Source organism: Candidatus Pelagibacter sp. PS_16 (assembly GCF_059417965.1).
The window spans coordinates 794,687-816,081 of record NZ_CM182074.1; the positions used below are offsets into that span (position 1 = coordinate 794,687).

Here is a 21,395-nt window from a genome sequence, read left to right on the forward strand (position 1 = left end):
TACAGTACATTATTGAAACAGTGCGGTTTCTAACTCTTCTTTTTCTTACAAATGGCTTATCATCAAGGTCTGAAACATCTCTTTCTCCAATTACTTGATAGTCATATGACCAACGCCATACAGAATTACCAAAACGTTCATCTGTCTTATTGTAGTAGATAATCCAAGCAACAATGTATCTGTGAGAAATATAGAGAATAATTAAAAGTAAACTACTTATAAACATCCAAATATATAATCATATTTAGAAAGCTTATTAAAGACTAATTAAAACTGTTCAGATTCTGTTGATCCTGCCATAGCAGTTGTAGAACTTTTTCCACTACTTATGGTATTTGAAACTGCATCAAAATAAGATGTTCCAACTTCTCGTTGGTGTTTAACACTTGTATAGCCATCTTTTTCTCTAGCAAACTCAAGCTCTTGGATTTTAGAATAAGCAGTCATTCCTTCTGTTTTATATTTTTCAGCAAGTTCAAAAATTGCAATATTTTGAGTATGAAATCCTGCAAGGGTTATAAATTGGAATTTATATCCCATCTCACTAATTTTTTGCTGAAATGTTGCAATCTCAGCATCTGATAAATGCTTTTTCCAATTGAACGAGGGAGAGCAATTGTAAGCTAATAATTTACCAGGAAACTTTTTATGAATTGCATCTGCAAACTTTTTTGCCTCTTCTAAGTTTGGTGTTGCAGTTTCACACCAGATTAAATCTGAATAAGGCGCGTATGCTAAACCTCTGGAAATTGCTTGATCAATTCCGTGTTTAACATAATAAAAACCTTCTGGTGATCTTTCACCAGTTAAAAATGGTTTATCATTTTCATCAAAATCATTCGTAATTAATTTTGCAGCATTAGCGTCAGTCCTTGCTAAAATTATTAAGGGTACATCTGCGATATCCGCTGCAAGTCTTGCAGCTTTTAAGTTTTTAATCATAGTGCCAGTTGGAACTAAAACTTTTCCACCCATATGGCCACATTTTTTTTCGCTAGCTAATTGATCTTCAAAGTGAACTCCAGCCGCACCTGCTTTAATAAATTTTTTTGCTAATTCAAAAACATTTAATGGACCACCAAAACCTGCTTCACCATCTGCAATAATAGGCAACATATAATCTGTTCTATCTTTTGATTTCATTTCACCATCTTGTAATTCCATATGCTGAATTTGATCTGCTCTAATTAATGCATTATTCATCGACTCAACTAATTTTGGCGCACTATCATATGGATATAAGGATTGATCTGGATACATTTCACCAGCCGTATTTGCATCAGCTGCTACTTGCCATCCACTTAAATAAATTGCTTTTAATCCAGCTTTTGCATGTTGAATAGCATGGTTTCCCGATAGAGATCCCAATGTATTAATATAATTTTCTGAATTTAACAAATCCCATAATTTTTTGGATTGGTGTTTACACATAGAGTATTCAATTTTAAATGAACCTCTTAATCTCTCAACCTCTTCTGGGGTATAATCTCTTTTAATTCCTGCAAATCTTTTTAAATCGTATGAGATGTTCTCAGCACTCATTTAGTCCTTTACTGTTATGTTGTGAAAATATTTTAAGTGAACGAATTAATTACTGTCGTTGATTTGATCAACTAAAGCATCCATTCCACTTGAGCCCCAATCACAGTGATCATCTCTCATATAAATGCCTTTTGCATTATATTGAGAAATGTCTTCTTCTCTTATGATTTGAGCTTCATTTTCAGTATTTTTAATTTTATCGTCCATGTAAACTTTATAATTTACTAAATTTACAAATTCCAACAAAATCGTTAAAAACCTTGTAAAACAACATAATTTATTGTAAATTAAAATTTACAAAATTTACAAATAACTTATATGAGTCAATTAGATATTAAAATAGGTCCAAAAATAAAAGCTTTTAGAAGGCAGTTAGGACTGCAAGCTAATAAACTTTCAGAGGATCTAGGAATTTCTCCAAGCTATTTGAATTTAATTGAAAGTGGAAAAAGAAAAATAGATGGAGATTTATTACTTAAGGTTTGTGAAAAATTAAATATTCAACTTTCAGACTTAACTTCAAAATCAGATATTAATTTAGAAAATACAATTTCAGAAATTTTAGATGATAAATTATTTGAAGACTTAGATATTCTTGGTCCTGAAGTTAAAGACCTTGTTGGCACAAACCCAAAGATCGGTAGAGCCCTTGTTAGATTAGGAGATATTCTTAAAAAGAAAGATCACGAACTAATTGATAAAATAGAAAAAATTTCAGGTAAGATAGTGGATAATAGAAAAAACTCTTTTCCTGGCGAAGTAATATCTGATTTTCTTCAACAGCATAAAAACTATTTTCCAAAATTAGAAGAATTTGCAAATAAAGTTTTTGATAAAATTCAAAAAAATAATAGAACTCGATATATTGCGTTATGTGAGTATTTAAATAAAGAATATTCAATTACAGTAAAAGATATTTTACCTGAAGAAGGAAAGCCTTTTTCTAAAATCTATAATAAGAGCAAAAAAGAACTTTTGTTAAGTGATTATAGTTCCCTAGAAACAAAAAAACTTCATGCAGCAGCTCAGATAGCTCAAGAAGGAGCAATGAAAGATATTGATATTTATTTATCAAAATTTTCTTTTCCATCAGATGAGTCTAAAAAATTAACTAAAGTTGCATTATTGAATTATTGTGGTGCTGCAATTTTAATGCCTTACAAGCCCTTTCATGCTGAATGTAAAAAATTAAAATATGACTTGGAACTTTTACAAAATACATTTGCAACTTCTTTTGAGCAAGTTGCTCACCGTGTAACATGTTTACAAGACCCAAAATTACCTGGAATTCCTTTTCACATGTTAAGAGTTGATATGGCTGGAAATATTTCAAAAAGATTTTCATTATCAGGAATTGATATACCAAGATATGGTGGTGCATGTCCTAGATGGAATGTTTATTCAGCCTTCACAAGACCCGGTGTTATTCAAGCAGCAGTTAGTAAAATGACTAATGGTGAAAAATATGTGTGTATTGCAAGAACAGTTGAAAAAGGTGTCGGACGATTTGGTCAATCAAAAAGTATTTTATCAATTGGACTAGGTTGTGACGCAAAGTATGCAAAAGATTTTGTCTATACTGAAAACATTAATGTAAGTGATAAAACGTCAGAGATCCCCATTGGTGTATCTTGCAGAACTTGTGATAGATTGGATTGTCCACAAAGAGCGTTTCCACCTTTACACAAAAAATTTGATGTAGATATCAATTCTAGAGGTGTTTCAGTTTATGTTAATGATAAGTCTAGTTAATTAAGACTTCCAATCACCAATTTTACTAAACAAAAAGTTCCTAAAAGCGGTTATTCTTGCTGTGTTTTTAAGTGATTGAGGATAGACAAAGTGAGCCTCTGTTATAGGTCCTTCCGAACTAGGAAGTACTTTTATTATATTATTTGAATTTGAAACTAAATACTCTGGAAGTGCTGCAAGACCTACACCAGCTTCAACTGCTAAAAGTAAACCCATAACACTATTAACTTTCATTACTGGTTTTCTTTTTTTACCATCTTTAATTCCAAGCTTTAAAGCCCAATCTGGATCATAGACGGGAGATGGAGCTCCTTTTCCAAATGAAATAAATTTATGTTTATTAAGATCTGAAATGGTTTTAGGCATCCCATGTTTTTCTAAATATTTATTAGAGCCATAAATATAATATTTTAAATCCACTAATTTTTTTTGAATATAATTAAGCTGCTTAGGTCTTCTCATGAAAATACCTATATCTGCCTGTCTCGTACTTAAGTCCAATTCCTTATCTTCAAAAATTAATTCAATTTCTATTTCAGGGTTTAAAGTCATAAATTCTTGAATACGAGGTGTTAACCAGTGGGTACCAAAACTTCTAACTGTTGTAATGGTTAATTTACCTGTTGGTTTATTTTTTTGATCTCCCAGGGTTGATTCAACCTCTTTTAATTTACTAATTACATCATGAGCAGTTTTGAATAAATATTCGCCATTTTCAGTTAATGTAAGACCTCTAGCGTGCCTTTCAAAGAGTTGCACTTTAAGATCTTGTTCTAACGATTGAATTTGTCTACTAATTGCTGATTGACTTAAATTTAGGTTTATTGTTGCGTTAGTGAAGCTTCCCGCTTCTGCAACTGCATGAAATATTTTTAATTTATCCCAATCCATTATTTATTAAGATCAACTATATATCTTCCAGATGTTTCACCTTTTAACATTTTTGGATATATGTCTATTAAATCTTCTAAGCTTACTGTCTTTATTGATTTTTCTAATTGTTCGAAATCAATAAGACTTTTAACTTCACCCCAAACAAACTCTCTTCTTTTAATTGATGCTGTAACAGAATTAATTCCCCAAAGTTTAACACCTCTAATAATAAAAGGCATAACTGTTGTATTTAATTTATAATCAGAAGCATTTCCACAAGCTGCAACAATTCCATTGTCTCTTGTTTGTGCAAGCGCATTAGCAAGTATCTTTCCACCAACAGTATCAACAACACCGTCCCATAAACCTTTGTCTAATGGTCTAGCGTCTTTATCTAAATCTGCTTTATTTATTATATTTTTAGCGCCTAATGATCTTAAATATTTTTCATTTTCTGCCTTTCCAGTAACAGCTGTAACATCATAACCAAATTTATTTAAAATCATCACTGCAATACTTCCAACACCACCGGATGCACCAGTAACTAAAACATCTTTTATTTTTTCACCTAACAAAAGTTCTTCTCTAGCTTTGATTGCAAAAGAACATAACAATGCTGTTAATCCAGCAGTCCCTAAGATCATTGCTTGTTTAGATGAGATATCTTTTGGTTTTTTAACTAAGTAATCTCCATTAACTTTAGCAAACTGAGAATAGCCACCAAAGTAAATTTCGCCAACTCTCCAACCTGTAAGGATTACTTCATCCCCTTTTATAAATTTAGAATTATCACTTTCTAAAACAGTGCCTGCGAAATCAATTCCTGGGATATGTGGAAATTCTTTTACTAATTTTGCCCCATTATTTAAAATAAGTGCATCTTTATAGTTTAAGTCTGAATAATCTACTTGAACAAGTACATCACCATGTTTTAAAAATGATTTATCTATTGATTTTACTTCTCGTGTAAAATTTTCACCTTCTTGATTAAGAACTAGTGCTTTAAAATTATCCGACATGCTTTTCTCCCTTAGGAAGGTTACTTACTAATAAATCTTAAATATCTATTCTGAATACTTAAATCTTTTTTAAATTCTCCTAAGAAATAATTTGTAACTGTTGTTGCATTTTCTTTTTTAATGCCTCTCATTGTCATACATTGGTGTGCTGCATCAATTGTAACAGCAACTCCTTTTGCATCTAATGAAGTCATTAAAGCTTGAGCAACTTGCATTGTTAATCTTTCTTGTGTCTGTAATCTTTTTGAAAAAACTTCTACTACTCTTGCAAGTTTACTTAAACCTACAACTCTTTCATTTGGAATATAAGCAACATGTGCTGTACCAACTATTGGTGCCATATGATGTTCACAATGACTTGATACTGAAATATTTTTTTCAACAACCATGTCATCATAACCTTCAACATCGCCGAAAGTTTTCTCTAAAATTTTTTCAGCATCTTCAGTGTATCCACCAAAATATTCTTTAAATGCTTTAACAACTCTTTTTGGAGTTTCTAATAACCCTTCTCTACTAGGGTCTTCACCCATCCAAGTTAAAATAGTTTTAAAAGCCTCTTCAGCTTCTTTGTCAGAAACTTTTTTGGTATCTAAAATCTTGCTATCTGTGTCTTCGACTAATTTCATAAGGCAACTTTATACAGTAAATCATTGTTTTTAAAATATTTAATATATCTAACAATATGCTACATAATTACCTAATTATGTTTAAAAAAAGAGAAAATATAGTTGAAATCGAAGAGGGCAAACTCCTTTCACCAAAATTTGATAATGATGGATTAATTCCAGTTATTACAATGTGTTCAAAAACTAAAGATGTTTTGATGCATGGTTACATGAATGTTGAAGCTTTTAAAAAAACCATTGAGACTAAAGAAGCTCATTATTTTAGTAGATCTAGACAGCAAATTTGGCACAAAGGCAAAACTAGTGGCTTTACTCAAAAAGTAACTGAAATTAGAATTGATGATGATCAAGACTCTATTTGGTTAACGGTTGATATTGGAGATGGTTCAAGCTGTCATGTTGGTTATAGATCGTGTTTCTATAGATCAATTCCACTCGGCCCAATTGAAAATGGTAGAGAAATTGAAATGAAATTTGAAGAAAAAGAAAAATCATTTGATCCAGAGGTTGTCTACAAAGGCCAACCTAATCCTACAAAAATTTAAATGAGTGACAATCAAAAAAATGTTCTAGGTGAAGATCTAGAAGAGTGTTCTAACGATCCTTTAACTGGATGGCATAGAGATGGTTGTTGTAGTACTGATGAAAATGATCACGGTGTTCATACAGTTTGTGCAAAGGTTACAACAGAATTTTTAGAGTGGTGTAAAGAAGCTGGTAATGATTTAATAACTCCTCATCCTGAATTTGGGTTTCCAGGTCTAAAAGCTGGAGATGGTTGGTGTGTATGTGCTAGTTGGTATGCAAGAGCTGCTGATGCTGGAAAACCATGCCCTGTTTATTTAAAAAGAACACATGAAAAAACTTTAAAGCTTGTTTCAATGGAGGTTTTAAAGAAAAATGCTATTGATTTATCTTAATTAATTTAATTATCTTTCATTAAACTTAAATTATAAATACGTGCAGAAAATTTAGATAAGTTGTTTAGGGTGTTTTTTTGTACGTCTAATATTTTTTTTTGGTAAACTCCTGTTATAAAATAATGTTTTTTACTATCTATTGTTAAAAATTTTTGTTTTAATAATATATTTAATTTTCTAATAACTGTAGCTCTTGGGATACCTGTAATATCTGAGATAGACATTGCGTTAACACCTACTTCATCCTTTTGCTCAGCAAAGAAGTACTTTTCTAAGTAAAATTCTTTATTCATTTCACTATTATCATTTTTTTTTGAGTGCAAAGCGTGATTGACTAAACAAATGCCATGAATATGAAAGGATTCTAGATCGCCATAAACTTTTTTATATCCTAATAACATAGGCATTTGCATTTCATAATAAAGTTTCCAAACAAATGAAAAATATTCCTTGCTTGTTTCTGTTAAACGTTCACTGCTGAATGGTTCTGATATTATCCCTTCTTCAACACATATATTTGAAAGAGTTGATAAAAATCTCGTCATTCTTTTTATTGTTTCTTCAGGTTTAATGCTTGGCCAAGTGTTTCTATCAATTATAATCTTTCTATTTACTCTTTTTATTACACCGATTTCTTCTAATTCATTAATTTTTCTTCTAGTAGTTTCTTTTGGTATATTAAGTGATTTGGATATCTCTATTACATTTATTGTTTCTATTTCAACCTCATTTTGATCAAAATACTCCTCATAATTTAACTTCACAAAATTCTTTGAATAAGCTTCAAATGTGTTCATTAATAAATGCATAATGATCATAAATTTTTCATAATCATGAAAAGTTCTGTAAACATTATTAACCCAAGCTAATTGTAGTGGTACCCAAACAGGCATTATCGAAACAAAGTTTTTCTCAATTACTTCTCTTATATTCTCACTGTGGATTTGCTTTGATACTTCGGGTAATAATTTCTTCATAAAATTATATTTCCACCCAAAATGGACATGATTTAAGCAATAGTCAACCCAAAATGAACATCTAGTGATTTGTGTTGTTTGTATTTTGATGGTTTATTATCTGCATGAGTGCTGAAAAAATAAGTTCTATAGAGTTAAATGATCTTCCTCCTTTAGCAACCCCTGAAAAGAGTGAGAAAGTTTCATCATCTGGAAGAGTAGATATTAATATTCTTTTAAATAGAGCTAGAAAAGAAAAAGAAAAAGAAAATCTAACAAACCTAGTTTTTGTTGGATTAACGTCTTGCTTAATTATTGTTGCCGGTATTATCTTATCCTTTTAACTACATATTTCCATATTTAGGCCCACCACTTCCTTCGGGTGTTACCCAAGTAATATTTTGAGAAGGTTCTTTAATATCACAAGTTTTGCAATGAATACAATTTTGAGAATTTATAACAAATTTATTTACACCATTTTCATTTTGAACTTCATAAACGCCAGCGGGGCAATATCTTTGAGCAGGTTCATCAAATTTTTCTAAAGTATAATTTATCGGTAAGTTCGGATCTTTTAATTGTAAGTGTACAGGTTGATTATCAGTGTGATTGGTTCCTGTTAAATAAACAGAACTTGTTTTATCAAATGTAATCACATTATCTGGTTTAGGGTAATCAATTTTTGGCATTTCATTTGCTGGTTTTAATGTTTCATGGTCAGCATGCTTATGTCTTAAGGTAAAAGGTAATTTTCCTCTAAATAATATTTGATCAATTCCTGTAAATATTATTCCAAGAATTAAACCCCAGCTAAAACTTGGTTTAACATTTCGAGCTTGGTGGAGCTCCTCATAAATCCAACTTTTTTTAAATTTATCCTCATAAATTGATAAATCTTTATTTTCTTTTAAATGTTCGTTTATTGTTTCTGCAGCAATCATTCCACTTTTCATTGCAGTATGTGATCCTTTAATCTTAGGCATATTCAAAGTTCCCGCATCACAACCAATTAATAAAGCTCCAGGCATAAACATTTTTGGTAAACTCTGAAGTCCACCTTCAATTAAAGCCCTTGCTCCATATGAAATACGTTTTCCACCTTCAATTATCTTTTTAATTGCAGGGTGAGTTTTAAATCTTTGAAATTCATCAAACGGTGAAAGATGTGGGTTTTTATAATCAAGACCAATTACATATCCTAAAAAAACTTGTTTATTTTCTGCATGATACATAAAGCTACCACCATAAGTATTGTTATCAAGTGGCCAACCTGCAGTATGCATGACCATTCCCTCTTCATGATTTTTTTCACTGATTTCCCAGATTTCTTTAAAACCTATTCCATATTGTTGAGGATCTTTACCTTCTGATAAATTATATTTTTCTATTAATTGTTTTCCAAGATGCCCTCTACATCCTTCTGCAAACACAGTAACTTTTCCTAATAGTTCTATGCCTGGTTCAAAGCCATCTTTTTTATTTCCATTTTTATCAACTCCCATGTCTTGAGTTGCAACTCCCTTAACAGATCCATCTTCATTGTATAAAATTTCACTTGCGGGAAAACCTGGAAATATTTCAACACCTAAAGCTTCTGCTTGTTCTGCTAGCCATCTGCATAGATTTGCTAAACTAATTATGTAATTATTATGATTTTGTTGAACTGATGGAAGCAGCCATGTTGGCCAGCTTAATGATTTAGATTTTCCTAAAAATAAGAATTTTTCTTTAGAAACCTTAGTTTTTATAGGTGAATTAAGTTCTTTCCAGTTTGGTAATAACTCATCTAATGCTCTAGTTTCAAAAACATTGCCACTTAAAATATGAGCTCCTATTTCGGATGCTTTTTCTAGTAGGCAAATATTTAATTCTGGATCTAATTGTTTGAGTTTAATAGCAGTCGATAGTCCTGATGGGCCACCACCAACAATTACCACGTCATACTCCATTGCTTCTCTAGGCATATGGTAATTTTTTATATTATTTGTTATTTTTGTATAGTGTTTAATTTATTCAATTCTTCTAGGAATTGAGGAAGGGCTTCAAACAAATCAGCTTCTAAACCGTAATCAGCAACACTAAAAATAGGTGCCTCTCCATCTTTGTTTATTGCGACAATAATTTTACTTTCTTTCATACCAGCTAAATGTTGAATTGCTCCAGAAATACCAACTGCAATATATAGATCTGGCACTACAACTTTACCCGTTTGGCCAACTTGATGTTCGTTACTTATGTAACCTGCATCAACAGCTGCACGCGAAGCTCCTATTGCAGCATTTAATTTATCTGCAATATCAGTAATTAATTTAAAATTGTCACCATTTTGCATACCTCTTCCACCTGAGATCACAATTCTTGCAGTTCCAAGTTCTGGTCTATCTGATTTAACTTCTTCTCTTTTAATAAATTTAGATAACGTAAACTCTTTTACCGAATCCATTTTTTCAATGGGTGCTGATCCACCTGAAGTTTCACAAGGTTCAAATGAAGTTGGTCTAATAGTTACACATTTTTTTGCATCAGTGCTTTTTACAGTTGCAAATGCATTTCCCGCATAAATAGGTCTGATAAATGTATCTGGAGATACCACTTTGATTATGTCACTAACTTGTGATGTGTCCATTAAAGCTGCTATTCTTGGCATTAAGTTTTTACCAAATGTATTAGCCGAACTAATTACATGGGAATAATTTTCAGAAACTTTAACAATCAATGGTGCAAAATTTTCCGGTAGAAAATTTTCGTAATGAGTGGCTTCAACTTGTATTACTTTTTTAACCAAGGGTATTTCAGATAAAACTTTTGCAACATCAGAGCAATTGTTTCCTATTAGTAATGCATGAACATCGCCATCAATTTGAGAGGCAGCTGTAATAGCGTTAAGAGTAAATGGTCTTAATTCTTTATTGTTATGTTCAACAATTAATAAAATTGACATTATATAACTTTCGCCTCATTTTTAAGCTTTTGCACAAGTTCAGCTACACTTGATACTTTAATTCCAGCTTTTCTTTTTGGTGGCTCTTCAACTTTAATTTGTTGAACTCTTGGTGTTGCATCAACACCTAAATCTGCAGCTGTCATTTGATCTATTGGTTTCTTCTTAGCTTTCATAATATTTGGTAGAGATGCATAACGCGGTTCATTTAATCTTAAATCACAAGTAACTACCGCTGGAACGTTAACTTCAATAGTTTCTAAGCCTTCATCAATTTCTCTAATTATTTCTAATTTATTGTCTTTAATGTCAATTTTTGATGCAAAAGTTGCTTGAGGCCAGTTCAATAAAGCACTCAACATTTGTCCTGTTTGGTTGCAATCATCATCAATTGCTTGTTTACCCATAAATACTAGATCAGGTTTTTCTTTATCAACAATTTTTTGTAATATTTTAGCTACTGCTAAGGGTTCGACTACGCCATCTACTTTAACATGAATTCCTCGATCAGCACCAACAGCTAATGCTTTTCTAACTGTTTCTTGTGCTTTTTCTTCACCAATAGTAACCGCAACTATTTCAGTTGCTTTACCTGCTTCTTTAATTTTTACAGCCTCTTCAATTGCATTATCATCAGGTGGGTTGGTTGACATCTTAACATTATCCGTAACAATTCCTGTGCCATCTTCTTTAACTCTGATTTGAACATTGTAATCAATAACTCTTTTTACAGCGACTAATATTTTCATTATGCTCTTAATAAGTTGTTTTCAGGATCATATGGGCTTTCTTCTAAAATTGTACAATCGTACATTTTACCAAGAATATCAATTTTCAATTTTTGCCCTGGTGTCGCAATCTCTGGTTTGACCATTCCTAATGCGATTGATTTTCCAAGTCTAAATCCAAAATCTCCACCAGTTGCACGTCCTATAACTTTTTCATTATCATAAATTGGATTATTCCCTAAAACATCTGCATCCTCTATATTGTGAACTTCCAAGGTAACCAATTGATTTGAAAATCCTTTTTCTCTCCATTTATTCAAAGCATCCAATCCTATAAAATTTCCTTTGTTGGGATGAACAAATCTATCTAACCCAGATTCGTAAGGTGAATATTCAATTGATAATTCTGTGCCAACAAGTTTATAAGATTTTTCAAGTCTCAAACTATTCATTGCTCTAATTCCATAAGGCTTAAGACCTAAATCTTTTCCAGCTTCCATTAATCTATCAAAGATGTGATTTTGATATTCAATTGGATGATGCAATTCCCAGCCAAGCTCACCTACAAAGTTTACTCTCATAGCGTTAACTGGTGCATTACCAACATCAATATTTTTTGCACTCAACCATTTAAAATTTTCATTTGAAAAATCATCTCTTGAAACTCTTTTCATTAGTTCTCTAGCTTTAGGACCAGATACAACTAGAACTCCCATACTGTTTGTTAAATTTTCAAATTGAACACTACCATCAGTTGGCATCCACTTTTGAATCCAGTCATGATCTAATCTTTGGTTTGCTCCTGCAGAAACTAAATAGTAACTTCCATCAGCTTCTTTCATGATTGTAAATTCAGAGTGCACTCCACCCTTAGTATTAAGTGCATGACATAATCCAATTCTTCCAATTTTTTTAGGAAGTTTGTTTGCAACTAAATAATCTAAAAACTCTTCAGCACCAGGTCCTTTAATTCTACATTTAGCAAATGCCGTCATATCTAAAAGACCAACATTCTCTTTTACATTTTTACATTCTTGCTCAATTGCTTTAAACCATTTTGATCTTCTAAATGACCAATCATCTTTTTGCTCCATCCCATCGATTGCGAAGAAGTTAGGTCTTTCCCAACCAAATTTTTGACCAAATACTGCACCTAATGCTTTCATTCTGTCATAACAAGGTGATGTTCTTAATTCTCTAGCAGCCTCTCTTTCTTCATCTGGGTAGTGAACTTTAAATACATGATTGTAAGCTTCTTCATTTTTTTCTTTTAAATAAGATTTTGTTGCATAATCACCAAACCTTCTTGGTTCAACTCCAAGCATATCTATTGTTGGCTCACCATCAATTATCCATTCTGCAAGTTGCCAACCCGCTCCTCCTGCTGCAGTTATTCCAAAACTGTGTCCTTCATTAATCCAAAAATTTTTCAATCCCCATGCAGGTCCAACAATTGGGTTTCCATCTGGTGTATAACAAATTGCACCATTATAAACTTTCTTAACTCCAACTTCTCCAAAAGCTGGTACACGATGAATAGCTCCTTCTATATGCGGTGCTAATCTATCTAAATCTTCTTGAAATAGTTCATACTCTGAATCTTTTGATGGCCCATCAACATAACAAGCTGGCGCACCATCTTCGTATGGTCCTAATATTAATCCACCTGCTTCTTCTCTCATATACCATCTGCTGTCGCTATCTCTTAAAACTCCCATTTCAGGTAAGCCATCTTTTTTTCTTTTTACGATATCTGGATGAGGTTCTGTTACAATATATTGGTGTTCAACTGGTATTACTGGAATATCTAATCCAACCATTTTTCCAGTTTGTCTAGCAAAGTTTCCAGAACAAGAAATTACATGTTCGCATTCAATAGCACCTTTATCTGTTTCAACAATCCAGCCATCTTTAGTTTGTTTCATTCCAACTACAGCTGTGTTTCTATAAATCTCTGCACCTAAATTTCTAGCACCTGTTGCCATTGCTTGTGTTAAGTCAGCTGGCTGAATGTATCCATCTTCAGGGTGTTGGATTGCTCCAAGTAAATCTTCTGTACGGCACAATGGCCAAATTTCTTTTACTTGATCTGGTGTTAAAAATTTTACATCCACACCAATTGTTTGAGCAACACCTGCATATTGATGATACTCATCCATTCTATCTTTAGTGCTTGCTAAACGAATATTTGATACGACACTAAAACCAACATTTTGTCCTGTCTCTTCTTCTAATTTTTTATAAAGATCCACTGCATACTTATGAAGCTGTCCAACCGAATAACTCATATTAAATAATGGAAGTAGACCTGCTGCATGCCAAGTAGATCCAGATGTTAATTCTTTTCTCTCAATTAAAACAACATCAGACCAGCCTTTTTTTGCTAAGTGATAAAGAGCACTAACTCCTACTACACCACCACCAACTACAACAACTTTAGCTTTAGATTTCATTAACACGATTCCTACTAAATTTTCATTACGAACGAAACAAAATTCGTTTACCCTCTAAATTAAATTGAAGATCCTAGGGGCATTGGAGCGGACACCATTGTGGTCAACCAGCAGTCTTTGAAGGGACCATCTATTTTATACTTTTCAACCTGCCATTTAAATTTGTAATAGGATTTGTCTTTTCCAAGAACACTAACTTCAAACAAGGCTACTGAATTGTTAAGGTTTTCTTGAACAATTTCATGATCTAAATGATCTAATAATATTTTATATGACTTGCCCTTCAGCATGGTCTTAAATCTATCTAAAGGTCCTGTGCTTTTTCTATTACTAGGATGAGCAAATTCCCAGGTTTGTTCAATGCCATTATCTATAGTGGGAGAGTTGTTTTTTTGTAAACTTTTCAACTGAATTTCTACAACCTGGTATGGCTCAATATTACTATTAGGCTTTATTAATTCTGCTTGTGAAATTGCAAGACCTAGAAAGTAAATTAATAAGGTTTTATATATTATTTGCTGTCTTTTTAACGTCCTCAAGAAATTCTTTTCGTTTTTCATCTGTTACAAACGGTACTGCAAAATATCTTCTGTATACAATATTATAAATGCCACACATGTGAAATACACCTCTTTTTAGCCTTCTAATAGGTAGGTTCAAAAAAAATGTTGTAATAGCTAATCTTGGGGATCCATAGGTACAAAAGATTATAGCTTTTTTATCTTTTAAGTTTCCCATTGGATAACCATAATTTCCAACTAATTTTTTAAATGTGTAAGCCCATGGGGGTGACAAAACTTTATCTATCCAGCCTTCTACAATAGCTGGCATTCTAAAGTTCCAAATAGGTGCAATTAGAACAATAGTATCACATTTCTCAATACGTCTTCTATGATCTAGAACATCTTCTCCAGCTTGTTCACCAGCAAAAACTGGGTTGAATTTATCTTTGTATAAATCTACACAATCAACTGTATTACCGTTTTTTTCTGCTGTTTTAATAAATGTATCTCTAATAGCTGCATTAAAAGAATTTTCATTATAATGTCCGTATAAAAGAAATATTTTTTTCATTACATTAAGGGTGTATAGACTAGAAAAATTAAAAATCTATGAAAAATTTTTACGTAGTTGCTGGTATTCATAAAGATCCAAATAAAATTGAAACTATCATTAAAGATACAGAAAAAAAATTTGGACCTTTTGAGGAGATTGAAGCTAATAATTTAGCTAAGAGTTTAATTCAAAAAAATATAGATGATTTTTATCATCGTGCTTGGATTGTTAAATCTAATAATTTAACCAAATAAAACCCAACAAACATAAAAATTACAAAGCTTACAGAATTTAAATTTAATAAAGCCAGTGAGGCTATTGCAGGTCCTGGACATAATCCAGCTAAGCCCCAGCCTGCACCAAAAAGCGATGAACCTATAATTAATTTCTTATTTAGTTCTTTATTATTTGAATAAGAAAATTTATCAGCAAAAATTGGTTTCTTATTATTTTTAAATAAATGAAAAAATGGTGAGGATATTGTTAAAGCTCCAATCATAACAAATGCTAATGATGGGTCCCATTCTCCAAAAATATTTAAAAAACCTAAGACTTTAGCGGGATCTATCATCTGTGAAACAGTAAGACCTATTCCAAAAATTATTCCACAAATTAAAGATATAATCTTATTCATATTAAATTTTTTATCAAAACAGTTAAAATTCCAACAATCATAAATGTTACTGTTGCAATAATTGATCTTAAAGAAAATCTTCCAATACCACTGATGCCGTGTCCACTAGTACAGCCTCCCCCTATTCTTGTACCAGCTCCAACCAATAAGCCTGCAACTGCTAATAAATAAAATGAGTTTGAAATTGTGATATTGATTTCCTGTTGAGTAAATATTTTATAAACAATAGGTCCAATAATTAATCCAATTAAAAATAAAAAATTATCAAATCTATTAACTTTCGAGGTTAAAAAATTACTGGCAATTCCACTTATTCCGATTAATCGACCGTTAAATACAAAAAAAATAACTACCGCTAAACCAATTAAGGATCCACCTAGAAATGCAGAGATTGGAGTAAAATTAACTATATTCATTTAACTTTGTAACACTGGAAAAGCTGGGTTTATATTTAAAAAAAGCTTTTGATATTCCATCTTTGTACATCTATTTTCAATATACTCAATATCATTACTCTCCACCAATTCTTTGGCATCATTACTTCTAATTCCAAGTTGTAACCAAAGAACTTTTGCTCCAATTTTAACACTCTCTTCAGCATACTTGTTAGCTTCTATTGATGGTCTAAATACATCTACGATATCAATAGGTATATTGATATCTTCAAGTTTTTCAAAAACCTCTTCTCCTAAAATCTTTTGACCTTTGGCACTTGGGTTAACTGGAATAACTTTAAAACCATATTTTTGCATATACTTCATCACTATTGTTGATGGCTTTTTATCATCTTTACTAACACCCACCATCGCTATTGTTTTATACTTTGAGAGAATTTCTTTTATTTTATCGTTCACTACTTATGTTTCCACTTAGGTTTTCTCTTTTGTAGAAACGCTGATATGCCTTCTTTAGCATCCATTGCCATCATATTTTTAGTCATCATTTTACTAGTGTATGCGTAAGCTTTTCTCAATGGCATTTCTAATTGATTATAAAAAGTTTGTTTTCCAATTTTAATTGTAAGACTTGATTTTGAAGCAATAGTTTTAGCAACTTTTAACACTTCATTGTTTAATTTTGATTTAGAAAAATGATTGTTAATTAGTCCAATTTCTTTTGCGTAATCTGCTTTAATAGGCTCTCCCGTTAACAGCATATGCATCATTCTTTTTCTATTAACCTTTCTACTAACAGCAACCATCGGCGTGCTGCAAAATAAACCGATATTTACACCTGGTGTTGCAAAAATTGCATCATTAGAACTATAAGCTAGATCACAGCTTGCAACTAACTGACAACCTGCTGCAAATGCTGCTCCATGAACTTTTGCAATAACTGGCTTTTTTCCTTCAACTATTTGAAGCATCAACTTTGAACAAAGATTAAAAAGTTTTTGATATTTTTCTCTTTTCTTTAATCCACTTACTTCTTTTAAATTGTGACCCGCACTAAAACCTTTTCCAGACCCTTCAATAATTATTACCTTAATATTTTTGTCTTCATCTAATTTTTTAAAAGCTTTAATTAAATCTCCTAAATTTTTTAATGAAAGAGCGTTATATGTTTTTGGTTCATTAATGATGATTGAGGCAATATCTTTATTTAAAAGTTTAATTTTAATATTACTTAAGTTTGCCATCTTCTCTCATTTTGGCTCTAATTTTTGTTGCAGAGATTTGTTGAATTTCTTCTGACAAAACAACTTCTTCTATTTTGTAACCAACTCCTCTTCCATAACAAATATTAGTAATATTAGGAACCATCATTATTTTAAATCTTCCTTCAAATTCTGGGTTTAACTTTTCTTCAATATTTTTTTTAACTGTGTCAAAATCAAATGGATTATCGTCAACACCTTGAACATCTCTTATTTGAATGCAAACTTGTCCCGTTTTTTTAATAATTTCTTGAAATAAAGCGTAGTGACCATCATGAAATGGTTGCCATCTGCCAAGCATTTGTGCTGTTGGTTTTTTATTATCCCATTCGTAAGCCATTATTTTATCTCCTTTACTATTATTGGTGCCCAATGTTTAGCATCTTGAGTTGTAACCTGACAATCAAATTTTTCAGGCTTTACAAACATCTTGTTAGTATCGTCAAAACGTCCTTCTTTTATTGTATTTACCCAAACTATATAATCTGCAGGAAACAAGTTTCTTGCCTCCGGTGTTGGGCAAACAAAGTCTGCTACAACATAATTTCCATCATCTTTTAATTTTTTTGCAAAATCTGCCATTCTACTTGCTTGTCTTGTTCTGCCTTCTTCTGAAAAATCCCAATCATTAGCTTCTTTTCTAACTTCATCAGCATTAAGTCTTTTAGCATTTAGTAATGGAGCAATTTCATTGGCTAAAGTTGTTTTGCCAGATCCTGGAAGACCCATAATTAATATTATTTTCATTTTAAACTAAGTTTGTTGCAACCCATTTATGAAATTCATGTGTAGGGTTATCCATTATCGGTGAAAAATTCCCACCATTATATACTGGTGAATTTCTACCTTCTTGCATACCCTCAATAGCTTTTATATCCTCAATCATTACTTCTTTCCAAAATTCTGAATTTTTTTTTCTCATCTCAGCAAACTCAGATCCATTTGCACTATCATCACCAACATAATACATCATTAAATGCTCTTTAGTTTCACTAATAGATTTAGGTTCTAACCAAAAAACATAAAAATGGTCTACATGAAGACCAATCATTACGTTTGGAAATAAAGCAATATACTCAGCTTTGCTGGATAAGTCTTTAGGCCAATTTGGAAAATTATTGAAACTTTGATTTCCTTTAACAGGTTGATCATATTTATTTGTTCCTTGGCCAGCAAATCTATTTGGTAAACCTTGAATATCGTAATGATCACTAATATTTGAAACTTTATTTAATTCAGGATGTATCCAAGGCAAGTGATAACTTTCACAGTAATTCTCTATTGCAAACTTCCAATTACACTTAACATCAAGACTGAAGTATCCATGATCTTTTGAGTGCTTAAGTAATTTTTGATCTTCCTTAGATATAAATTTTGACCATCTTTCTTCGAGAGGCTTGATATATTCATCAAACTCTAATTCATTACTATTTATATTGACAAATATTATATCCATCCAAATTTTGGTTTTAACCTCTTTTAAATTGCTCGATGATTTATCGAATTTTTCTGTCTCATGAACATTTAAGCCTCCTATGTGAGGTGTCGCAACCAACTTTCCATCAAAATCGTAGGACCAGGAGTGGTATGGACATCTTAAGACATTTTTCAAAGCACAAGGCTCATCTAAAAGCTTGAAGCCTCTATGGCTGCAGACATTGTGAAATACCCTTATTTTTTTCTCTTTATCTCTTAAAATAATAAGAGGGATGCCTAGTAAATTATAAGGTTGAGCATCTCCTACATTTGGCACAGAACTTCCAACGCCAATCACCGTCCATTTATCCCTGAAAATCCTCTCTCTTTCAATGCTTAGATAGTCAGAGCTAGTGTAGCACTCGTTTGGTAGGCCATGGGCTTTCTCGATGAGGTTCCCAACCACTCTAATTTTTTCCAAGTCCAAGATTTTTGAAAGTTGAAGATTTTTAAGATTTTCAGACATTAAAAAAAATTATCACCAGCACAATTTTTGGCAACAAATATTTTATCCACAAGATGAATTTCTTTGACAGCATATACAAAAAAGATAATCATCAGGAAAAATGAATTTTTCACTTGAGGTTGGACCTCAAACAGATCTTAATACACTGCCTCCCGTTAAGGATGTTTATGTAACTATGCTTCCAGGAGGAGACTATAAAGAGACAGCTAACCAAACAGCGGCGTTAGTTAAAAAAGGATTTAATCCAGTTCCACATTTTCCAGCACGATCAATTACGGATGATGCTCAGCTTAAAGATTACATTGTAAGATGTAAAGATGTGGGTGCTAAACAAGCTTTAGTTATTGGAGGAAGTAGAGAGCCAGTTGGAAAATTTGATAGTTCAATTCAAATTTTAGAAACAGGATTTTTTGATGGAATTAAAATAGGAATAGCAGGACATCCAGAGGGAAGTCAGGATATTTCTGATAAAGAATTAGAAAAGGCTATGATAGATAAAAAACCTTACGCCGACTATATAGTGACCCAGTGGTTATTAGAGAGTCAACCTATCGTAGATTTCATTTCTAAGCAGTCAGTACCAGTGCATGTAGGAATTACTGGGCCAATGAAAATAACTAGCTTAATTAAATTTGCTAATATTGTCGGGGCGAAAAATTCTATAAATTTTCTTAAGTCTAATTTTAGTAAGGCATTAGATTTATTGAAACCTAAAGACCCTAATGAATTAATTGGGAAAGTGAAAGAGTTTACTGGTAACTTCCACATTTATACATTCGGCGGCTTGAAGGAAACAAACAAGTGGTTGAAGGAGAACGGTTATGTCTAATGAATTTGACTATACTAAACTAAATCATGTAACTTCAGTTGATCAATCAGATCGTGAAGTACCATACAACTTAAGACAGAGTGGGCCTACAAAAGTTGAAATGTTAATTTCAACAAGAGTAAGAAAATCTCCGTATTGGCATTTATCAATGCAAGCAGGTTGTTGGAGAGCAACTGTATACAATCGTATTTATCACCCAAGAGGATATGTAAAGCCCGAAGATGGTGGAGCGATGGTTGAGTATGAAGCAATTAAAAATCACGTTACAATGTGGAACGTTGCTGTTGAAAGACAAATTAGAGTTAAAGGTCCGGATGCAGAAAAGTTTACTGACTACGTTATAACTAGAGATGCAACTAAAATCTCACCCATGAGAGCAAGATATGTAATTCTATGTAATGCTTATGGTGGCGTTTTAAATGATCCTATTCTTCTTAGAATTTCAAAAGATGAATTTTGGTTCTCTCTATCAGACTCTGATATTGGAATGTATCTTCAAGGTGTTAACGCTGATGGAAGATTTGATTGTACTATTGAGGAAATTGATGTTTGCCCAGTGCAAATTCAAGGACCTAAATCAAAAGCTTTAATGAAGGATCTTATTGGAGATCAAGTGGATCTAGATAACATGCCTTTCTATGGTTTAGCTGAAGCAAAAGTTGGTGGTAGAAGTTGTGTTATTTCACAATCTGGTTTCTCAGGTGAAGCTGGATATGAAATCTACTTAAGAGAGGCAACTAAATACGCTGATGATATGTGGAATGCTGTTCTTGAAGCTGGAAAAAAACATAGCCTAATGGTTATAGCCCCTGCTCACCACAGAAGAATTCAAGCTGGAATTCTTTCTTGGGGACAAGATATGGATCATCAACACAATCCTTTCCAGTGTAACCTTGGTTACCAAGTATCACTATCAGGTAAAGGCGAGTGGAATAAAAAAGCTGACTATGTTGGAAAAGCTGCATTAGAGAAAATGGGTGCAGATCTTAAGGCTGGTCAAAAACCTTATAAACTTCAGTTAGTAGGTCTTGAGTTGGGTGGAAAACCAATTGAAGAATATGCTCCTGACTTTTGGTTAGTGTCACCTGAGAGTGGTGGAGATCCTGTAGGATTTATCACATCACCTTGGTATCACCCTGAAAAAGGTCAAAATATAGCAATGGGATATGTGCCATTTGATGGAACATTAAATGCTAATGGTTTCCCTAAAGGTAAAGTTGGAACTAAGTACAAAGTTCACTTACCTGCTAAATATTCTGACACACCAGGAACGCCTGTTGATGCTGTGGTAGTGGATATTCCATTTACAGAATCGTTTAACGCAAACACAAGAGAAGTCGTTAAAGGTTAAATTAATTATTTGGGGGAGGTTAATTCTCCCCCACTAATAATGACAAAATCATTCCTAATCGTAATTTGCATAATAATAATAATTGCTTTAATACTCTTTCCACTATTTGTTTC

26 protein-coding genes are annotated in these 21,395 nt (G+C 32.3%); 7 read left to right on the forward strand and 19 right to left on the reverse strand.

Annotated elements, in window-relative coordinates:
* Window positions 1-267: 267 nt before the first annotated feature.
* Entirely contained in the window at window positions 268-1,542 is a 1,275-nt protein-coding gene (gene aceA / locus AC5SL0_RS04260) for an isocitrate lyase (RefSeq protein WP_494598608.1), read from the reverse strand.
* A 45-nt stretch (window positions 1,543-1,587) separates the two neighbouring features.
* On the reverse strand, window positions 1,588-1,749 hold the full coding sequence (locus AC5SL0_RS04265) for a hypothetical protein (protein ID WP_006996654.1): 162 nt from the start codon (window positions 1,747-1,749) through the stop codon (window positions 1,588-1,590).
* A 111-nt stretch (window positions 1,750-1,860) separates the two neighbouring features.
* On the opposite strand from AC5SL0_RS04265, the gene AC5SL0_RS04270 reads away from it, so the two are divergent.
* Window positions 1,861-3,294, forward strand: a complete 1,434-nt coding sequence (locus tag AC5SL0_RS04270; RefSeq protein ID WP_494617912.1) for a helix-turn-helix domain-containing protein — start codon at window positions 1,861-1,863, stop codon at window positions 3,292-3,294.
* On the opposite strand, the gene AC5SL0_RS04275 is transcribed toward AC5SL0_RS04270, so the two are convergent.
* The 3 genes from AC5SL0_RS04275 to folE are packed head-to-tail and all read right to left on the reverse strand — an operon-like array spanning window position 3,295 to window position 5,815.
* Window positions 3,295-4,185: a LysR family transcriptional regulator gene (locus AC5SL0_RS04275; RefSeq protein ID WP_006996652.1), complete on the reverse strand. Its 891-nt coding sequence runs from the start codon at window positions 4,183-4,185 to the stop codon at window positions 3,295-3,297.
* The gene (locus AC5SL0_RS04280) at window positions 4,185-5,186 is read right to left on the reverse strand and encodes an oxidoreductase (protein ID WP_494617913.1); all 1,002 of its coding nucleotides are present in this window, start codon (window positions 5,184-5,186) and stop codon (window positions 4,185-4,187) included. The genes AC5SL0_RS04275 and AC5SL0_RS04280 overlap by 1 nt, the downstream gene beginning before the upstream one ends.
* 20 nt (window positions 5,187-5,206) lie before the next feature.
* Entirely contained in the window at window positions 5,207-5,815 is a 609-nt protein-coding gene (folE, locus tag AC5SL0_RS04285) for a GTP cyclohydrolase I FolE (protein ID WP_018414284.1), read from the reverse strand.
* 77 nt (window positions 5,816-5,892) lie between these two features.
* Here folE and hisI point away from each other — a divergent pair, with 77 nt between their 5' ends.
* Both hisI and AC5SL0_RS04295 read left to right on the forward strand, forming a co-directional pair.
* Entirely contained in the window at window positions 5,893-6,360 is a 468-nt protein-coding gene (gene hisI / locus AC5SL0_RS04290; RefSeq protein ID WP_041185798.1) for a phosphoribosyl-AMP cyclohydrolase, read from the forward strand.
* Entirely contained in the window at window positions 6,361-6,735 is a 375-nt protein-coding gene (locus AC5SL0_RS04295) for a DUF2237 family protein (protein WP_011282250.1), read from the forward strand.
* A 5-nt stretch (window positions 6,736-6,740) separates the two neighbouring features.
* On the opposite strand, the gene AC5SL0_RS04300 is transcribed toward AC5SL0_RS04295, so the two are convergent.
* Window positions 6,741-7,712: a hypothetical protein gene (locus AC5SL0_RS04300; protein WP_494617914.1), complete on the reverse strand. Its 972-nt coding sequence runs from the start codon at window positions 7,710-7,712 to the stop codon at window positions 6,741-6,743.
* A gap of 104 nt (window positions 7,713-7,816) precedes the next feature.
* On the opposite strand from AC5SL0_RS04300, the gene AC5SL0_RS04305 reads away from it, so the two are divergent.
* A complete protein-coding gene (locus AC5SL0_RS04305; protein WP_494617915.1) occupies window positions 7,817-8,035 on the forward strand; it encodes a hypothetical protein in 219 nt (72 codons plus the stop codon).
* Here AC5SL0_RS04305 and AC5SL0_RS04310 read toward each other — a convergent pair whose 3' ends face one another.
* From AC5SL0_RS04310 to AC5SL0_RS04335, 6 genes are read right to left on the reverse strand one after another with little or no spacing between them, the layout of a single operon-like run.
* The gene (locus tag AC5SL0_RS04310; RefSeq protein WP_018414289.1) at window positions 8,036-9,655 is read right to left on the reverse strand and encodes an electron transfer flavoprotein-ubiquinone oxidoreductase; all 1,620 of its coding nucleotides are present in this window, start codon (window positions 9,653-9,655) and stop codon (window positions 8,036-8,038) included. It lies immediately after the preceding gene.
* Between the two features lie 23 nt (window positions 9,656-9,678).
* The gene (locus tag AC5SL0_RS04315; protein ID WP_011282254.1) at window positions 9,679-10,632 is read right to left on the reverse strand and encodes an electron transfer flavoprotein subunit alpha/FixB family protein; all 954 of its coding nucleotides are present in this window, start codon (window positions 10,630-10,632) and stop codon (window positions 9,679-9,681) included.
* Window positions 10,632-11,381 (reverse strand): electron transfer flavoprotein subunit beta/FixA family protein, encoded by a 750-nt coding sequence (locus AC5SL0_RS04320; protein ID WP_018414290.1) that lies wholly within the window; start codon window positions 11,379-11,381, stop codon window positions 10,632-10,634. Before AC5SL0_RS04320 ends, AC5SL0_RS04315 begins: the two co-directional genes overlap by 1 nt.
* Complete coding sequence (locus AC5SL0_RS04325) at window positions 11,381-13,813, reverse strand: GcvT family protein (protein ID WP_011282256.1); 2,433 nt, start codon at window positions 13,811-13,813, stop codon at window positions 11,381-11,383. Before AC5SL0_RS04325 ends, AC5SL0_RS04320 begins: the two co-directional genes overlap by 1 nt.
* A gap of 59 nt (window positions 13,814-13,872) precedes the next feature.
* Window positions 13,873-14,373, reverse strand: coding sequence for a hypothetical protein (locus AC5SL0_RS04330; protein WP_494617917.1), 501 nt, complete (start codon window positions 14,371-14,373; stop codon window positions 13,873-13,875).
* Window positions 14,318-14,887 (reverse strand): NAD(P)H-dependent oxidoreductase, encoded by a 570-nt coding sequence (locus tag AC5SL0_RS04335; protein WP_494617918.1) that lies wholly within the window; start codon window positions 14,885-14,887, stop codon window positions 14,318-14,320. The genes AC5SL0_RS04330 and AC5SL0_RS04335 overlap by 56 nt, the downstream gene beginning before the upstream one ends.
* Window positions 14,888-14,925: 38 nt before the next feature.
* On the opposite strand from AC5SL0_RS04335, the gene AC5SL0_RS04340 reads away from it, so the two are divergent.
* The gene (locus tag AC5SL0_RS04340) at window positions 14,926-15,123 is read left to right on the forward strand and encodes a DUF4170 domain-containing protein (protein WP_011282259.1); all 198 of its coding nucleotides are present in this window, start codon (window positions 14,926-14,928) and stop codon (window positions 15,121-15,123) included.
* Here the strand turns inward: AC5SL0_RS04340 and AC5SL0_RS04345 are convergent.
* From AC5SL0_RS04345 to AC5SL0_RS04375, 7 genes are read right to left on the reverse strand one after another with little or no spacing between them, the layout of a single operon-like run.
* Complete coding sequence (locus AC5SL0_RS04345) at window positions 15,081-15,503, reverse strand: DUF6691 family protein (protein ID WP_494617920.1); 423 nt, start codon at window positions 15,501-15,503, stop codon at window positions 15,081-15,083. The two genes, AC5SL0_RS04340 and AC5SL0_RS04345, sit on opposite strands and share 43 nt — an antisense overlap.
* Window positions 15,500-15,919, reverse strand: a complete 420-nt coding sequence (locus AC5SL0_RS04350) for a YeeE/YedE family protein (protein WP_494617922.1) — start codon at window positions 15,917-15,919, stop codon at window positions 15,500-15,502. Before AC5SL0_RS04350 ends, AC5SL0_RS04345 begins: the two co-directional genes overlap by 4 nt.
* The gene (locus tag AC5SL0_RS04355; protein WP_494617924.1) at window positions 15,920-16,357 is read right to left on the reverse strand and encodes a CoA-binding protein; all 438 of its coding nucleotides are present in this window, start codon (window positions 16,355-16,357) and stop codon (window positions 15,920-15,922) included.
* A complete protein-coding gene (locus AC5SL0_RS04360; RefSeq protein ID WP_020169567.1) occupies window positions 16,357-17,142 on the reverse strand; it encodes an enoyl-CoA hydratase in 786 nt (261 codons plus the stop codon). Before AC5SL0_RS04360 ends, AC5SL0_RS04355 begins: the two co-directional genes overlap by 1 nt.
* On the reverse strand, window positions 17,126-17,500 hold the full coding sequence (locus AC5SL0_RS04365) for a hypothetical protein (RefSeq protein ID WP_006998022.1): 375 nt from the start codon (window positions 17,498-17,500) through the stop codon (window positions 17,126-17,128). Before AC5SL0_RS04365 ends, AC5SL0_RS04360 begins: the two co-directional genes overlap by 17 nt.
* On the reverse strand, window positions 17,500-17,907 hold the full coding sequence (locus AC5SL0_RS04370) for a P-loop nucleotide/nucleoside kinase family protein (protein WP_020169568.1): 408 nt from the start codon (window positions 17,905-17,907) through the stop codon (window positions 17,500-17,502). The genes AC5SL0_RS04365 and AC5SL0_RS04370 overlap by 1 nt, the downstream gene beginning before the upstream one ends.
* 1 nt (window position 17,908) lies before the next feature.
* Window positions 17,909-19,102 carry an aromatic ring-hydroxylating oxygenase subunit alpha gene (locus AC5SL0_RS04375; RefSeq protein ID WP_494617926.1) on the reverse strand — a complete coding sequence of 398 codons (1,194 nt, stop codon included), beginning with the start codon at window positions 19,100-19,102 and terminating at the stop codon, window positions 17,909-17,911.
* A gap of 100 nt (window positions 19,103-19,202) precedes the next feature.
* Between AC5SL0_RS04375 and AC5SL0_RS04380 the strand changes: the two genes are divergently transcribed.
* Complete coding sequence (locus tag AC5SL0_RS04380) at window positions 19,203-19,931, forward strand: methylenetetrahydrofolate reductase (protein ID WP_006998018.1); 729 nt, start codon at window positions 19,203-19,205, stop codon at window positions 19,929-19,931.
* Entirely contained in the window at window positions 19,924-21,282 is a 1,359-nt protein-coding gene (locus tag AC5SL0_RS04385; RefSeq protein ID WP_494587155.1) for a glycine cleavage T C-terminal barrel domain-containing protein, read from the forward strand. Before AC5SL0_RS04380 ends, AC5SL0_RS04385 begins: the two co-directional genes overlap by 8 nt.
* Window positions 21,283-21,395 lie beyond the last annotated feature (113 nt).

Bases quoted from the DNA above. Each gene is read 5' to 3' on its own strand.
- AC5SL0_RS04305 (WP_494617915.1), top strand. From the start codon at position 7,817: ATGAGTGCTGAAAAAATAAGTTCTATAGAGTTAAATGATCTTCCTCCT.
- AC5SL0_RS04365 (WP_006998022.1), bottom strand. From the start codon at position 17,500: ATGGCTTACGAATGGGATAATAAAAAACCAACAGCACAAATGCTTGGC.
- AC5SL0_RS04330 (WP_494617917.1), bottom strand. From the start codon at position 14,373: ATGAAAAACGAAAAGAATTTCTTGAGGACGTTAAAAAGACAGCAAATA.
- AC5SL0_RS04370 (WP_020169568.1), bottom strand. From the start codon at position 17,907: ATGAAAATAATATTAATTATGGGTCTTCCAGGATCTGGCAAAACAACT.
- AC5SL0_RS04280 (WP_494617913.1), bottom strand. From the start codon at position 5,186: ATGTCGGATAATTTTAAAGCACTAGTTCTTAATCAAGAAGGTGAAAAT.
- aceA (WP_494598608.1), bottom strand. From the start codon at position 1,542: ATGAGTGCTGAGAACATCTCATACGATTTAAAAAGATTTGCAGGAATT.
- folE (WP_018414284.1), bottom strand. From the start codon at position 5,815: ATGAAATTAGTCGAAGACACAGATAGCAAGATTTTAGATACCAAAAAA.
- AC5SL0_RS04385 (WP_494587155.1), top strand. From the start codon at position 19,924: ATGTCTAATGAATTTGACTATACTAAACTAAATCATGTAACTTCAGTT.
- AC5SL0_RS04310 (WP_018414289.1), bottom strand. From the start codon at position 9,655: ATGCCTAGAGAAGCAATGGAGTATGACGTGGTAATTGTTGGTGGTGGC.
- AC5SL0_RS04340 (WP_011282259.1), top strand. From the start codon at position 14,926: ATGAAAAATTTTTACGTAGTTGCTGGTATTCATAAAGATCCAAATAAA.
- AC5SL0_RS04360 (WP_020169567.1), bottom strand. From the start codon at position 17,142: ATGGCAAACTTAAGTAATATTAAAATTAAACTTTTAAATAAAGATATT.
- AC5SL0_RS04265 (WP_006996654.1), bottom strand. From the start codon at position 1,749: ATGGACGATAAAATTAAAAATACTGAAAATGAAGCTCAAATCATAAGA.
- AC5SL0_RS04335 (WP_494617918.1), bottom strand. From the start codon at position 14,887: ATGAAAAAAATATTTCTTTTATACGGACATTATAATGAAAATTCTTTT.
- hisI (WP_041185798.1), top strand. From the start codon at position 5,893: ATGTTTAAAAAAAGAGAAAATATAGTTGAAATCGAAGAGGGCAAACTC.
- AC5SL0_RS04295 (WP_011282250.1), top strand. From the start codon at position 6,361: ATGAGTGACAATCAAAAAAATGTTCTAGGTGAAGATCTAGAAGAGTGT.
- AC5SL0_RS04375 (WP_494617926.1), bottom strand. From the start codon at position 19,102: ATGTCTGAAAATCTTAAAAATCTTCAACTTTCAAAAATCTTGGACTTG.
- AC5SL0_RS04345 (WP_494617920.1), bottom strand. From the start codon at position 15,503: ATGAATAAGATTATATCTTTAATTTGTGGAATAATTTTTGGAATAGGT.
- AC5SL0_RS04300 (WP_494617914.1), bottom strand. From the start codon at position 7,712: ATGAAGAAATTATTACCCGAAGTATCAAAGCAAATCCACAGTGAGAAT.
- AC5SL0_RS04325 (WP_011282256.1), bottom strand. From the start codon at position 13,813: ATGAAATCTAAAGCTAAAGTTGTTGTAGTTGGTGGTGGTGTAGTAGGA.
- AC5SL0_RS04350 (WP_494617922.1), bottom strand. From the start codon at position 15,919: ATGAATATAGTTAATTTTACTCCAATCTCTGCATTTCTAGGTGGATCC.
- AC5SL0_RS04275 (WP_006996652.1), bottom strand. From the start codon at position 4,185: ATGGATTGGGATAAATTAAAAATATTTCATGCAGTTGCAGAAGCGGGA.
- AC5SL0_RS04320 (WP_018414290.1), bottom strand. From the start codon at position 11,381: ATGAAAATATTAGTCGCTGTAAAAAGAGTTATTGATTACAATGTTCAA.
- AC5SL0_RS04270 (WP_494617912.1), top strand. From the start codon at position 1,861: ATGAGTCAATTAGATATTAAAATAGGTCCAAAAATAAAAGCTTTTAGA.
- AC5SL0_RS04380 (WP_006998018.1), top strand. From the start codon at position 19,203: ATGAATTTTTCACTTGAGGTTGGACCTCAAACAGATCTTAATACACTG.
- AC5SL0_RS04315 (WP_011282254.1), bottom strand. From the start codon at position 10,632: ATGTCAATTTTATTAATTGTTGAACATAACAATAAAGAATTAAGACCA.